The organism is Chloroflexota bacterium, from assembly GCA_018829775.1.
Taxonomy (GTDB): domain Bacteria; phylum Chloroflexota; class Dehalococcoidia; order Dehalococcoidales; family RBG-16-60-22; genus E44-bin89.
In genome coordinates this window covers 1-12,904 of record JAHJTL010000073.1, presented here as the reverse complement: position 1 = coordinate 12,904, position 12,904 = coordinate 1, and the positions used below count along the sequence as shown (strand labels likewise).

The following is a 12,904-nucleotide window of genomic DNA, read 5'->3' as shown; positions in this document are numbered from 1 at the left end:
CTATCAATACCGCCTCAGGTTTGGCGGTTGGTGGTGCGATTGGTGGGGCGGTTGGCGTTGCCGTGCATCCCGTGACGAAGATGGCGATAAGTACTGATAAGATTAGACACTGCCATCTGGTCTTGAACATTTGAGCCTCCAACCGGACCGTCTGAAATGATACCTGATGTGCATTATAACACGCGACTGGACTATTAATAACTGGATTAATTATAATATCCCCGGAACTAATCTCGTGTCCAACGAGCATAATGTATAATGTATAAGGAGGATACGAATGACACACACTTTGCATCGCCGTGGCAGCGCCGAAAGCCTGAGCCAAGATTATGTCATGATGATGCTGCAGGCAGTCGGCTACAATGAAGAGGGCCATATCCCAAAGTGCCAGGAATTCCTGCGCATCGCTCTGCGCCATAATGCGGTCAATATCGGCAGCGTTTCCATGGGTGGCATGATAGATAAGGCAGAGGAGGTTATCGCCAATGCCAGCAAGGTAGGCCACGCCGTCTTCGACAATCAGGAAGACGTAACCGCCGTCCTGAAGGAACTCAAGGAGGCGGACCTCGGCCTTTCCATTATCGTCAGCGGCATTTATGAGAAGGTTGATGAGTGTCTGGAGAAAGCGGGGCTGAAACACCACACCGGCAATTTTTCTCTCGGCATCTGGGGCCGGACGGGGAAACTGCCCAGCGATGACATCCTTGAGGTTATCACCATGTGCGGCCACGCCCTGATTGCACCAGACCTGGTCAAGGAGATGGTGAGGGAGATAAAGGCAGGAACCAAAACGCCCGAAGACGCGGCCAGGCTGCTGGCACCGCAGTGTGCCTGCGGCGTGTTCAATACCAAAAGAGCGGCCAATTTGATGAAGGCTATGGCCGATAAATAAGGAGGCTGACATGGTACCGGAAGAGAAAGAAGATAAAAAGGGTACCGCCGACAGTTTTGGCGAGATGTTCCGTGCCTTTGGCGAGGCCATAAGCGAAATCTTCAACGACCCCCAGCTCAAGGAAAAGGCCAAAGAATTCGGCGATAGCGCCGCCAATGCGGCCAAGACCTTCGGCAACCGCTTTCAGGACGAGGATGTCAAAACCAAATTCCAGGAGGTAGGCAAAGCAGCGCAGGATTTCGGCAAAAGCATCACCGACCGTTTCAAATGAGAGTGGGAAGGTCATATCCAAACTACCATCTGAGATTGAATGAGGTGAAAAATGTGGAACTGGATAGTAGCCTCTGAATTGAACGGGTTCTGGGGTCTGGCGATATATGTCTGGCTGGCGCTCACCCTTCACATCATCGCCAACAAGACTGGTACCAGGAATGCCTGGCTTGCCTGGATACCGATTGCCAACCTGTACTTGACGTGCAAGGTTGCCGGACATTCTGGCTGGTGGACCATCCTGTTTTTCATCCCGCTGGTAAATATCGTCCTCGGCGTCATCGTGTGGATGGGGATTGCCAGCGCCAGAAAGCATCCGTCCTGGCTGGGAATACTGATGATCATCCCTGTAGTGAACCTGATAATACCGGGTATACTGGCCTTCACCGAGTAAGCCAATTTTGAACGTTTTACAGCTTCCACTTGACAAAAGCCTCCCGTTTGTCTGTATACTGTAATAGTAATAGTTAAAGGCTGCGAACAGGACTAGTAGGCTCCAGAGCGGGGCGCAGAGAGTCGGGTAAGGTGAGAGCCGATGCCAGCGCCGGAGCGGAATGGACCCGGGAGCCGCAAACCGAAAGCTGCAATAGCGATTAGGCTTTGACGCAGGGGAAGCGTTATCAGACCCCAGGGTATCGTCCTTCCAGAAAAGGACCGTACCTGAAAGAGATGGTCATATATTCCTTTTATCTCCAATGACCAAGAAGGGTGGCACCGCGGTAGCAGCCTCCGCCCCTTCCAGGGCGGGGGTTTTTTTATTCCCCAAAAAGGTAATAAATATGTACTATCCTGATTTAGAAGAAGTCAAGAAACTGAAGAAACGGGGCAATCTGGTGCCGGTGTACCGTGAGATGATGGCCGACCTGGAGACACCGGTGTCCGCCTACCTCAAGATAGCCCGTGGCAACTATTCCTTCCTACTGGAGAGTGTGGAGGGCGGGGAAAGGCTTGCCCGCTATAGCTTCATCGGCACGGAACCGTCTCAGGTTATCAAGACTGGCAGGGAAAACCCCATCGATCCGCTGACACTCATCGAAAAGGAGTTCCAGCACTACCGGCCGGTGCCGGTGTCCGGCCTGCCCCGCTTTCATGGCGGCATCGTCGGCTACCTCAGTTACGAAGTGGCACGGTACTTTGAGAGATTACCCACCCCGGAGAACGACCCCCTCGGCCTTCCGGAGTCCATTCTTATGCTGGCGGATACGCTGCTGGTCTTCGACCACCTGACTCACAAGATAAAGATAGTAGCCCACGCCTATCTTGACGGTGATATCGAGCAGGCATACCGTGAGGCAACGGATAAAATCGACCGTATGGCGGAAAGACTAAAGCAGCCAATCGGCGCTGCACTTTCGCCATCCGCAGAATTAGAGTCGCCGGTTACTTCAAATCTTACTAAAGTCGATTTTGAAAATATAGTGAACAAAGCCAAAGACCACATATATGCCGGAGATATCATTCAGGCCGTCCTGTCGCAGCGCCTGTCCAAGCGTACCAGTGCCCCACCTTTTGCCATCTATCGTGCGCTGCGCTCGATCAACCCCTCCCCCTACATGTACTTCCTGCACCTTGACGACTGCCATATCATTGGTGCTTCTCCCGAGCTGCTGGTCAGGGTGGAGGACGGCGTCGTCTCCAACCACCCCATCGCCGGCACCCGACCCCGCAGCCATGACCCCGACCGCGACCTGGAACTGGCCAGGGAACTTCTCAATGACGAGAAGGAACGCGCCGAGCACATCATGCTGGTCGACCTCGGCCGCAATGATATCGGCCGCATCAGCGAGCCGGGCACCGTTTCCGTGACGCAGTTCATGGATATCGAAAGATACTCGCACGTGATGCATCTGGTGTCCCACGTTCAGGGGAAATTGAGGGCCGGGATGACCCAGTTCGATGCCCTGAGGGCCTGCTTCCCGGCCGGCACCGTTTCCGGGGCACCGAAGATTCGAGCCATGGAGATTATTGCCGAACTGGAACCGGATAAGAGGGGCCCCTATGCCGGCGCCGTTGGCTACTTCGATTTTTCCGGCAACCTCGATACCGCCATCACCATCCGCACCATTGTCATCAAGGACGGCGTTGCCCATATGCAGGCCGGCGGAGGTATTGTCGCCGATAGCATTCCAGAAAATGAATACCAGGAAAGCCTGAACAAAGCGCAGGCATTGCTTGCCGCGATGAAGCAGGCGGAGGCCAGTCATGCTCCTGTTGATTGATAATTACGATAGCTTTACCTACAACCTCTACCAGTACCTCAGCGAACTGGGAGAAGAGGTGAAGGTGTTCCGCAACGATAAAATCAGCCTTGACGAGATGGAAAGGCTGTCGCCGGAGTTCATTGTCATCTCCCCCGGACCGGGCACTCCACGACAGGCCGGCATCTCCAATGAGGTGATCCGACATTTTGGTCAGCACTTGCCCATATTGGGCGTTTGCCTGGGGCACCAGTGTATCGGTTATAGTTACGGAGGCAGAGTTGAAGGTGCCGGTGAAATCAAGCACGGTAAATCATCCCTCATCCACCATGACGGCCGGGGACTTTTTGAGGGCCTGCCCGAGCCATTTCCTGCCATCCGCTATCATTCCCTGGCGGTGATGCGCGATGACCTGCCGGACTGCCTTGAGGTCAGCGCCTGGACGGAAAACGGCATCATCATGGGCCTGCGTCACCGCCAGTACCCCATCGAGGGCGTGCAGTTCCACCCGGAATCCATAATGACCGAGGTGGGTAAGGATTTATTAAGAAATTTTTTGGAGATGAGAAAGTAAGTATCCTCTCCCTTTTGTAAAGGGAGATTGAGAGGGATTTTTAAATGAAATCCCCCTTTATCCCCCTTTCCCAAAGGGGGAAACTATAGGCTAAGCCGCCGATGAGACGAGGGCGGCCGGGAAAAGATAAGAAACGAAAGGGGGTGTGAAGGAGTGAAAACAATAGATAAAGTTGAATCCGGCATCTTTTTTGTAGTGTTTATTGCGATAGTAGCTGCATTAATTGTTACCGTAGTAAATGAAGCTAAAATCAACATTGCTCAAGTATTATTAACTTTCGCTCTTGTACTAATTACATTTATCTACGCAAAGCGAACTACTGATATTGCTAAAGCCAGCGTGAAAATGGCTGAAGAGATGAGAGAGCAGCGCTTAAGTGAAGCACGGCCTTATCTCTTGATAAAATTAAATGGCGAAGCTGTTCAATGGGATAAAGATGAAAAAGGAAAGCCACCATCTAGGGAATTTACAATAACTATACGAAATGTAGGTAAGGGACCAGCGATAAATCTATGGGCAGCTCTGTGGAGCCCTGAAGAAACTTATTTTGGTGATAATAGAGGATATTTGGCACTTGATGAAGAATGGCAAACTAATATAAGTAGAGCTCCTACAGGTTTAGTTAAATTGGGATTTGAAAAAGAGGCGTGGTTGCCAGGATTAAAAGAAGTAATTAAACGCAAATATCCTGGGATTGTTGCCGTAAAATACAACGACATTCATAAGCGCACATGGGTTAGCTATCTTTGTTTTGAAAGGCACGTTGATGTAGAGAGTTTTGTGCTAGAAGAAGAACAAAATATAGTGGAGTTAAAAAATGATTAAAGAAGCCATCAGCAATCTGGTTTCAGGCAGCTCGCTGAGCTTTGAGCAGGCGGCGGCCGTGATGGAGGAGATAATGGGCGGGGAGGCAACGCCGGCCCAGATTGCCGCTTTTGTCACCGCGCTGCGCATCAAAGGGGAAACGGTGGATGAAATCGCCGGTCTGGCCAGCGTCATGCGGGAAAAAGCCGTCCCGGTAAAGGCAACGCCGCCAATGATTGATACCTGCGGCACCGGCGGGGATAACTGCTCCAGCATAAACATTTCCACCGCCGCCGCTTTCGTTGCCGCCGGCGCCGGACTGAAAGTCGCCAAGCACGGCAACCGTGCCATGACCAGCCAGTGCGGCAGCGCCGACGTTCTCGAAGCGCTGGGCGTCAAAATCGACCTCAATGCCCAGGCCGTCGCCGAATGCCTGGAAAAAGTGGGCATTGGCTTCATGTTCGCCCCTATCTTTCACCCGGCGATGAAACACGCCGCCGGCCCGCGACGGGAAATCGGCATCAGGACGGTTTTCAATATCCTTGGGCCACTGACAAATCCCGCCCGCGCTGAGTTTCAGGTAATAGGCGTGCCCAATAAAGAGCTGGGCGAGAAAATCGCCGCCGTACTTCACAGGTTGGGCACAAAACACTCCCTCGTGGTCCACAGCCTTGATGGCATGGACGAGCTCTCCATCAGCGGTAAGTCTATGGTCTGGGAGGTCAATGAGCAGGGTGTCCAGCCCCCGTCTGAAGTTGAACCCGCCGACTTTAACCTTAAGAAAACCGGAATCTCGGAAATCAGGGGAGGGACGCCGGAGGAAAACGCCGCTATACTGCGTCGAATCTTCAATGGTGAAAAAGGCCCCGAGCGCGATGTGGTGGTGCTGAATGCGGCGGCCGCTATTTATGCCGGCAGGCGGGCGGCAGACCTGAAAGAAGGAGTACGCCTCGCCGAAGTCGCCATCGACAGTGGCCAGGCCAGAGAAAAGCTTGAAGGCCTGATTCGACTGAGTAACAAACTGGGATAAAAGCAACTACTATGCTGGACAAAATTGTCGCCGATAAGAAGGAAGAACTAGAGCAGCACAAGAAAGCGGTGCCTGTTTCTGAGTTGGAATCACGGATTGCCCAATGTGCGGGGACGTTGGACTTCGCCGCCGCTCTGAAAAAGGGGAGCGTCAGCATTATTGCCGAGGTCAAAAGGGCATCGCCTTCCAGAGGCGTCCTCTGCCATGATTTCAATCCTGTGGCGTTGGCCAAGACGTATGCGGATAATGGTGCGGCAGCCATTTCGGTGCTGACGGAAAGCAAGTATTTCCAGGGCAACCTCGACCACCTGGCTGAAATCAGGGAGGATATTAAGATTCCACTCCTCAGGAAGGACTTCATTTTTGACCCTTATCAGGTCTACGAGTCCTGCGCCTTTGGTGCCGATGCGTTGCTGCTCATCGTGGCGATACTGGAACAGGAGCAGCTTGATGAGCTGTTGGCGCTGAGCCATGAACTCGGTCTGAGCTGTCTGGTTGAGGTGCACAATGAAAGCGAAGTTGATAGTGCACTTCGCAGCGGCGCTCGAATCATAGGTATCAACAACCGCGACCTGAAGACCTTTCAGGTTGACATCGGCACCACGCAGCGTCTGCGGCCACTGATACCGGAGGACAGGGTTGTGGTCAGTGAGAGCGGCATAAGCAGTCGACAGGACATTGATTATCTGAAAAGCTGGGGCATCGATGCTGCCCTGGTAGGCGAGGCACTGCTTACGTCTAATGATATCGCAGTTAAGCTGAGAGAACTGGTGAAATGACATATATAAAGATTTGCGGCATCAAAGAGGAAAAACATGCTCTGGCGGCTGCTGAAGCTGGAGCGGACTTAATCGGACTGATTTTCGCCCCCAGCCCGCGGCGGATTTCTCTGGAACAGGCGCAGAAAATTGCCATGGCGGTAAAACAGAGCGACCGCCCAACCGAAGTGGTCGGTGTATTTGTCAATTCACACGTGGCAACGGTAAACCTGATTGCAGATAGTTGTTATCTGGACAGGGTGCAGTTGAGCGGCGACGAGCCCTGGGAGTACTGCAGTGAGATTGCCCGTCCGGTGATAAAAGCCGTCAGGGTGAAACGCGGTCAGAGTGCTGCTGAGGTCTGCGACTATTTAGCAGAAGGGGCTACAGCTCTGTCCAGCCAGAAACATGTTTTTCTGCTGGATTCGGAGTTCCAGGGGAAATACGGTGGGACAGGGAAAATGCTCGACTGGAATCTGGCCAAACACGTGGCCGAGGTATATCCGGTGCTCCTGGCCGGTGGCCTTACCCCGGAAAACGTCGGTCCGGCTATCGATAAAGTGGCTCCCTGGGGCGTGGATGTATCATCGGGCGTGGAGGTGGGTGGTGTGAAACATATATCCAGAATCAGGGCTTTTATTAGAGCCGTAAGGAGGTTCGATGAGCACAGTGGGTAAACCAGACATCCGCGGTTACTTCGGTGATTACGGCGGCAGGTTTGTTCCGGAAACGCTGATGGCAGCCCTCGATGAGCTTGAGCAGGCTTATGGTGAAGCATGTGCTGATAAAGTCTTTCAGGACGAGTTTCAACACCTGTGCCGCGAATATATCGGCCGACCTACCCCTCTGTATCATGCCCGTCAGCTATCGGAGCATGCCGGAGGCGCGGTTATCTTATTGAAAAGGGAAGACCTGGCACACACCGGAGCACATAAGATAAATAACGCCGTTGGGCAGGCACTGCTGGCAAAGCGCATGGGGAAAAAGCGGGTGATTGCCGAGACCGGTGCCGGACAGCATGGCGTGGCTGTTGCCGCCGCCTGTGCCCTGCTCGGCCTAAAAGCCGTTGTCTATATGGGCGAGGAAGATATCGAGCGGCAGGCCCCCAATGCCCACCGTATGAAATTGATGGGCGCCGAGGTCCGCAGTGTTTCCTCCGGCAGCCGCACCCTCAAAGATGCCATCAACGAAGCCATTCGCGACTGGGTCACCAATGTCGGTGACACCTATTACCTGCTCGGGTCGGTGGTTGGCCCTCACCCGTACCCGTTGCTGGTGCGCGATTTTCAATCGGTAATCGGACAGGAAACGAGAGACCAGATGCTCTCCATATACCATCGCCTGCCCGACTATCTGGTGGCCTGCGTCGGTGGGGGCAGCAACAGCATCGGCCTCTTTCATCCCTTTTTCAACGATGCGGGGGTTGAATTTGTTGGCGTCGAGGCTGGTGGACGAGGTCTGGAGACAGGAAGCCATGCAGCACCTCTGGCCGCGGGTAAGGTGGGTGTTCTGCACGGGGCCAAATCCTACCTTCTGGAAGATGATAACGGTCAGATAAGTGAGACCCACAGCATCGCTCCCGGACTGGACTATCCCGGCGTGGGGCCGGAACACAGCTACTATAAAGACATCGGACGTGCCAGCTACGTCGCCGTTACCGACGAACAGGCGGTGGAAGGGTTTCAGCTTCTCTGTACCACGGAAGGTATCATCCCGGCCATGGAGCCCGCCCACGCCATCTACCATGCTGCTGAAATAGCGTCTAACCTGCCCACCGATAAAATCATCGTGGTCAACCTTTCCGGTCGCGGAGATAAGGACCTGGAAATAGTCGCCAGATATATGGACAAGAAGAAATGAGCCAGATTGCTTCCGTCTTCAAACCGGATTACAAAGCGCTGATTGCCTATCTCACGGTGGGCTATCCTGACCTTGAAGTGACTAAAAAAGCAGCGCTCGCGCTGGCAAATAATGGCGTTGACATCATCGAGCTGGGCATCCCCTTCTCCGACCCCCTGGCCGATGGCACCACCATTCAGCGAGCCAGCCACCGGGCACTCCAGAACGGTGTCACGCCACAGCTTTGTCTGGAGATGGCCAGTCAGTTACACCGGGAAATCACCACGCCATTGGTCTTTATGACCTATTACAATCCGGTGTATCACTTCGGCCTTGATGCCTTCTGCCAGCAATGCGCCGACGCCGGCGTGAGCGGTCTTATTGTGCCCGACCTGCCGCCGGAAGAAGGGAAAGAACTGGAAGCAGTTGCTCAAAAACACAAACTCGACCTCATCTATCTGCTTGCCCCCACCAGCAATGACGAGCGCATCAGGCTCGTGGCGGAGCACTCCCAGGGATTCATATATCTGGTATCGGTAATCGGCGTAACCGGCGCCAGAGACAGTTTGTCGGAAAACCTGGAAGGATTCGTAACACAGGTCAGAAACCAGACCAACAAGCCCCTGTGCATTGGCTTTGGGATATCCACCGCGGAACAGGCACGGCAATTAGCCAGGATAGCCGACGGGGTAATTGTGGGCAGCCGGATAATTCAGCTTATTGAGTCTGATAGTTCTCTGATAGAGCTGGTCGATTTCACGAGGCAATTAAGGAACGCTCTCGATCACACGGATTAAGTCAACAGGTCTCGAAACTGTTGCACTCTGATTAATAAATACAGGTGTATCATCCCATCGGGTGAAAACAAGCAATCCTGAATACCATTTCATATGTTGAAGTTCGTTAGCAAAAATGTTAGCAAATATATTGATACAGGGAGAATATATAGTTCTAAGTATTATTTTCTATGGCGATATTGATATAGAAGCCACTTAATCTGATCATTAATGAAATGGTTGTATTCGTTAGCCTCCTCGAAAGAAGGAGGCTCATTTTCAATGCTGTGTATAAGTTTATTACGACGTATTGCACCCCATTTTAGTCTATTTAAGTCACTTGTTTGTGGCTTGACTCCCGATAAAGATTCCAAGACATCACCATATAGTCTCTCTAATGGGGGAGATGGTAATGTGCTAAGTATAACTTCAAGTTTGGGCTCTATTCTAATTAATATCTCTTTAATAGCCAACTCTGCTGAAATGGTTGCATATATCCATTGATAACGTGTAGAATTTGAATTTATTGCCTGATGTAAGTAATTGATTGCGACAAGAGGTTGCTCATTTTTTGATAATAATTCTTGTAGATGTTGCGCCATCTTATCATCCATATTACCAAGCCCAGGCAAAGCGCCACCTTCGATAGTTATGCTATAAGGTGTTGAATACCACTTGCCAGCTCCAAGTGACCATTCAGTACGAACATTACCTATTAGTGAATCACTGATATCAAACCTAGTATGCTCTTGTTTAATAAGACCAACTAATTCTCTCATGGAATCTACAATAGGCTTTGTTATTTCTCTTAATTTACCTTGTTCAGTTTTATTGAGGCTATCGTAGTCACTGGCTCTTAGTATTTGTATGATATCTGGATTGATATTATTAATGACAGTTTCAGCTATAATGGTCTTTCCATCTTCGGGTAATTTTAATTTTATTAATTGTCCAGACTTAGAAATAGAAAAATCATAATCTTTGCAGTATTCACCCGAACCTACTAAGTTCAAGTCTCCATGACCGAGAAGTACATCACATCTACTGCGTAAATACAGTTGGGCTGACATTATCCGTATCCTTTTTGAGTTATTACAAATTAGATGAAGCAGGTATGTATGTTAATCATTAATAAAAAGTATATCAAAAAACCAGGCATAGTGTATTTTGCGTTAGAAAAGTAAAATTGTGATTTTTGACTATTGACTTCAATTTACTGGCCTGAATCGTTGCCTTTTATCCGGAGCGGTATTCCGGCCACCATCATCAGCACCTCATCGGCATGCTGCGCCAGCATCTGATTGGCCTTGCCCAGCAAATCACGGTATAATCGGCTCATTTCATCCGCCGGCACTATCCCGGTGCCCACTTCATTGCTGACCACGATGAAATTCGCCTCAACCTGACGGAAACAGGCAATTAATCCGTTTATTTCATCTTCGACTGCTTTCTCAATAGCTTTCGGCCTTTTGGTGTGGTTATTCACGCTGTACTGCCGACTTAAAACGTTGTTCACCAGCAGAGCGATACAGTCAACGATAACAACTGCAGCATCGCCCAGTTCCTGCTGTATCCTTTTCCCCACATCGATTTGGACTTCCAGTGTTCGCCAGGTAGCTGGCCTTGCTTTCTTGTGCTCCTCAATGCGCTGCCTCATCTCCTCGTCACCCACCTCCGCTGTAGCCACGAAAAGCACCTTCTCCGCTTTCTTCCGGGCAAGCTCCACCGCGTAGCGGCTTTTTCCACTGCGCGCTCCACCGATGATAAGCACAATCTTCGCCATGATTACTTCGCCTTCAGTTCGGCGTTAACGATTTCCAGAAACCAGTGGTCGTCCCTGAATACCTTTCTGGCTTCCGTGATTTCCATCCGCTTCTGGAACAGAGGACCGTCAACCACGAGGGTATGGTACTCTCCGGTCTCACCGCAGGGGGTAATGGCCTGTGTCTTGCTCATTTCAGTTATCTGTTCAACGAAATCGGCGTCGATTTTTCTTCCCAGCCATTCTTCGCCAAGCTTGTCGGCCCTGGTGGCTACGACAATGGTTTCAAATCCAGAATCAACAAAATCCCTCAGTATTTCTGCCTGGCTCTGGCCCCAGAGGGGTTGATGGGACGTGATTCCAGCTTCCCGACAGACCCTTTCCACCCATTCCCGGTGCTCCTCAAGGTCGATATCACCGAAGACGCCGCCTTCAATGCCTTCCTGCTTCAATTCACCGACCATTTTCTTGAACTCGTTTTCATAGCTCTGCCAGGTGGCCTGCCGCTGCACCAGAGGAATGCCTATTGCCTGTGCCTGCATTTGGAGTATCCTGGATGAAAGTCCATGAGTACGAGAGCGTGTCCCGTCCTCAGTTACCATGTTAGCCAGATAGCTGACTTTCAATCCGCTTGCTATCGCCCGGTAACAGGTAAAGCAGCTTTCCTTGCCTCCGCTCCATGATACAAATACTTTACTCAATGTCGCTCCTTCCTAGGCCAGCCCAAACTGTACCAGTATGGTAATGAAGATGAGCACGCTGACTTCGGCAACCTCATTTATGGCGCCATAGTTATCGCCGGTGAGCCCTTGAAATCGGCTCTTGAAATAAGCAGCCATCACCAGGGTGACCAACCAGACGAGAAACAGGATGGCCAGGCCAGCCAGCTGCCCGATTACTGCCACTATTGCAACCGTTATAACCGTCGCCATGGTGAACCTTGGCCAGGTAGTCCCCTGCTTGAATGACTTCCCTAAACCCGTGGGGCGGGCATAGGGATAGGCGAAAATGGCGTAGGTCATCGCCCATCGGCTTATGACTGGCATCAGTATCAGCGTCATCATCATTAAATCTGCCGGGATACTGCTCAGCGAAACGTATTTCACCAATAAGATTAGAACAACGCCAACGATACCATAGGCCCCGGCCCGGCTATCGCGCATCACCTGCCACCTTTCCTCCACCGTCTTGTGGCCAACTAACCCGTCACAGGTATCGGCGAAGCCATCAAGGTGCATTGCCCCGCTGATGACGGCGAGGAAAGCCAGGAGCAGCGCATTGGCTACCACAGGTGGTAGCAGAATACCGAAAATCCAGTTTAAACCGACCAGTATAAGCCCGATGATGAACCCTATCACCGGGAAGTAACCGGCAGAACGTCCGATTTCATCTGCCTTCACTTCTCGTCGCCATGGTACGGCGATGATGGTCAGAAATTGCAAAGCCGCCAGAAACCTAGTCAATGGTCTGTTTATCTCCTTCCGATACTCCAGCTTCACCAAAGGTAGCCATCTCATTCAGAACCCTGGCCGCGGTCTCAGCTAAAAATATTCCCAGTGCAGCCCCGGTGCCTTCGCCCAGACGCATGTCCAGGCTGAGCAACGGTTTTAATCCCAGGTGTTCAAGCAATATACGGTGACCCGGTTCCGCCGAAAGGTGGGCCGCAATCAGATAGTCTTTCAATCCTGGTGACAGTGCCGTGGCAATGAGCGCCGCGGCGCCTGAGATAAAGCCGTCAATAACCACCGGAATGCGCTTCGCTGCCGCTCCCAGCATTACCCCGACCAACCCCCCGATTTCAAACCCACCCACTTTCGCCAGTACCTCCAGCGGCTTACTCGGCTCAGGTTGGTTTATAGCGAGAGCCCGCTCGATTACAATTATTTTATGCTGCAACTGCTCATCCGTCAGGCCGGTGCCCTGCCCTGTTACCTCAGCCACCGGTTTTCCCGTCATAACGGCACAGATAGCGCTGCTGGCCGTGGTGTTACCGATGCCCAT

The 12,904-nt window shown here is 51.7% G+C and carries 16 protein-coding genes; 11 read left to right on the top strand and 5 right to left on the bottom strand.

Going from position 1 to position 12,904, the window contains the following annotated elements; translation table 11 throughout:
- Nucleotides 1-277 precede the first annotated feature (277 nt).
- From KKD83_06910 to trpA, 11 genes are all read left to right on the top strand, one after another.
- Nucleotides 278-892: an HAD family hydrolase gene (locus tag KKD83_06910; GenBank protein MBU2535876.1), complete on the top strand. Its 615-nt coding sequence runs from the start codon at nt 278-280 to the stop codon at nt 890-892.
- Nucleotides 893-902: 10 nt separating this feature from the next.
- Entirely contained in the window at nt 903-1,163 is a 261-nt protein-coding gene (locus KKD83_06905; protein MBU2535875.1) for a hypothetical protein, read from the top strand.
- Nucleotides 1,164-1,214: 51 nt separating this feature from the next.
- Complete coding sequence (locus tag KKD83_06900) at nt 1,215-1,556, top strand: hypothetical protein (protein MBU2535874.1); 342 nt, start codon at nt 1,215-1,217, stop codon at nt 1,554-1,556.
- Nucleotides 1,557-1,941: 385 nt separating this feature from the next.
- Nucleotides 1,942-3,381, top strand: a complete 1,440-nt coding sequence (gene trpE, locus KKD83_06895) for an anthranilate synthase component I (protein MBU2535873.1) — start codon at nt 1,942-1,944, stop codon at nt 3,379-3,381.
- Nucleotides 3,365-3,934, top strand: a complete 570-nt coding sequence (locus tag KKD83_06890; protein ID MBU2535872.1) for an aminodeoxychorismate/anthranilate synthase component II — start codon at nt 3,365-3,367, stop codon at nt 3,932-3,934. The genes trpE and KKD83_06890 overlap by 17 nt, the downstream gene beginning before the upstream one ends.
- A 153-nt stretch (nt 3,935-4,087) precedes the next feature.
- Entirely contained in the window at nt 4,088-4,759 is a 672-nt protein-coding gene (locus KKD83_06885) for a hypothetical protein (GenBank protein MBU2535871.1), read from the top strand.
- Nucleotides 4,752-5,768 (top strand): anthranilate phosphoribosyltransferase, encoded by a 1,017-nt coding sequence (trpD, locus tag KKD83_06880; protein ID MBU2535870.1) that lies wholly within the window; start codon nt 4,752-4,754, stop codon nt 5,766-5,768. The genes KKD83_06885 and trpD overlap by 8 nt, the downstream gene beginning before the upstream one ends.
- 11 nt (nt 5,769-5,779) lie before the next feature.
- Entirely contained in the window at nt 5,780-6,547 is a 768-nt protein-coding gene (gene trpC, locus KKD83_06875) for an indole-3-glycerol phosphate synthase TrpC (GenBank protein MBU2535869.1), read from the top strand.
- A complete protein-coding gene (locus KKD83_06870; GenBank protein MBU2535868.1) occupies nt 6,544-7,203 on the top strand; it encodes a phosphoribosylanthranilate isomerase in 660 nt (219 codons plus the stop codon). Before trpC ends, KKD83_06870 begins: the two co-directional genes overlap by 4 nt.
- Complete coding sequence (gene trpB, locus KKD83_06865; protein ID MBU2535867.1) at nt 7,187-8,386, top strand: tryptophan synthase subunit beta; 1,200 nt, start codon at nt 7,187-7,189, stop codon at nt 8,384-8,386. The genes KKD83_06870 and trpB overlap by 17 nt, the downstream gene beginning before the upstream one ends.
- Nucleotides 8,383-9,162, top strand: coding sequence for a tryptophan synthase subunit alpha (trpA, locus tag KKD83_06860; GenBank protein MBU2535866.1), 780 nt, complete (start codon nt 8,383-8,385; stop codon nt 9,160-9,162). Before trpB ends, trpA begins: the two co-directional genes overlap by 4 nt.
- Nucleotides 9,163-9,323: 161 nt before the next feature.
- On the opposite strand, the gene KKD83_06855 is transcribed toward trpA, so the two are convergent.
- From KKD83_06855 to KKD83_06835, 5 genes are all read right to left on the bottom strand, one after another.
- Nucleotides 9,324-10,211, bottom strand: a complete 888-nt coding sequence (locus KKD83_06855; GenBank protein ID MBU2535865.1) for a hypothetical protein — start codon at nt 10,209-10,211, stop codon at nt 9,324-9,326.
- A gap of 143 nt (nt 10,212-10,354) precedes the next feature.
- Nucleotides 10,355-10,924, bottom strand: coding sequence for a bifunctional adenosylcobinamide kinase/adenosylcobinamide-phosphate guanylyltransferase (cobU, locus tag KKD83_06850; protein MBU2535864.1), 570 nt, complete (start codon nt 10,922-10,924; stop codon nt 10,355-10,357).
- A gap of 2 nt (nt 10,925-10,926) precedes the next feature.
- The gene (locus tag KKD83_06845) at nt 10,927-11,604 is read right to left on the bottom strand and encodes a diphthine--ammonia ligase (protein MBU2535863.1); all 678 of its coding nucleotides are present in this window, start codon (nt 11,602-11,604) and stop codon (nt 10,927-10,929) included.
- Between the two features lie 12 nt (nt 11,605-11,616).
- The gene (cobS, locus tag KKD83_06840) at nt 11,617-12,366 is read right to left on the bottom strand and encodes an adenosylcobinamide-GDP ribazoletransferase (protein MBU2535862.1); all 750 of its coding nucleotides are present in this window, start codon (nt 12,364-12,366) and stop codon (nt 11,617-11,619) included.
- Nucleotides 12,359-12,904: nicotinate-nucleotide--dimethylbenzimidazole phosphoribosyltransferase (locus tag KKD83_06835; GenBank protein ID MBU2535861.1), on the bottom strand; the 546-nt coding region annotated here is incomplete at its 5' end. The genes KKD83_06835 and cobS, both read right to left, overlap by 8 nt.

What these genes read in the sequence shown, in the direction of transcription:
- KKD83_06900 (MBU2535874.1), top strand. Translation starts at nt 1,215, where the DNA reads ATGTGGAACTGGATAGTAGCCTCTGAATTGAACGGGTTCTGGGGTCTG.
- KKD83_06910 (MBU2535876.1), top strand. Translation starts at nt 278, where the DNA reads ATGACACACACTTTGCATCGCCGTGGCAGCGCCGAAAGCCTGAGCCAA.
- trpC (MBU2535869.1), top strand. Translation starts at nt 5,780, where the DNA reads ATGCTGGACAAAATTGTCGCCGATAAGAAGGAAGAACTAGAGCAGCAC.
- trpA (MBU2535866.1), top strand. Translation starts at nt 8,383, where the DNA reads ATGAGCCAGATTGCTTCCGTCTTCAAACCGGATTACAAAGCGCTGATT.
- KKD83_06905 (MBU2535875.1), top strand. Translation starts at nt 903, where the DNA reads ATGGTACCGGAAGAGAAAGAAGATAAAAAGGGTACCGCCGACAGTTTT.
- KKD83_06870 (MBU2535868.1), top strand. Translation starts at nt 6,544, where the DNA reads ATGACATATATAAAGATTTGCGGCATCAAAGAGGAAAAACATGCTCTG.
- KKD83_06890 (MBU2535872.1), top strand. Translation starts at nt 3,365, where the DNA reads ATGCTCCTGTTGATTGATAATTACGATAGCTTTACCTACAACCTCTAC.
- cobU (MBU2535864.1), bottom strand. Translation starts at nt 10,924, where the DNA reads ATGGCGAAGATTGTGCTTATCATCGGTGGAGCGCGCAGTGGAAAAAGC.
- trpE (MBU2535873.1), top strand. Translation starts at nt 1,942, where the DNA reads ATGTACTATCCTGATTTAGAAGAAGTCAAGAAACTGAAGAAACGGGGC.
- trpD (MBU2535870.1), top strand. Translation starts at nt 4,752, where the DNA reads ATGATTAAAGAAGCCATCAGCAATCTGGTTTCAGGCAGCTCGCTGAGC.
- KKD83_06855 (MBU2535865.1), bottom strand. Translation starts at nt 10,211, where the DNA reads ATGTCAGCCCAACTGTATTTACGCAGTAGATGTGATGTACTTCTCGGT.
- trpB (MBU2535867.1), top strand. Translation starts at nt 7,187, where the DNA reads ATGAGCACAGTGGGTAAACCAGACATCCGCGGTTACTTCGGTGATTAC.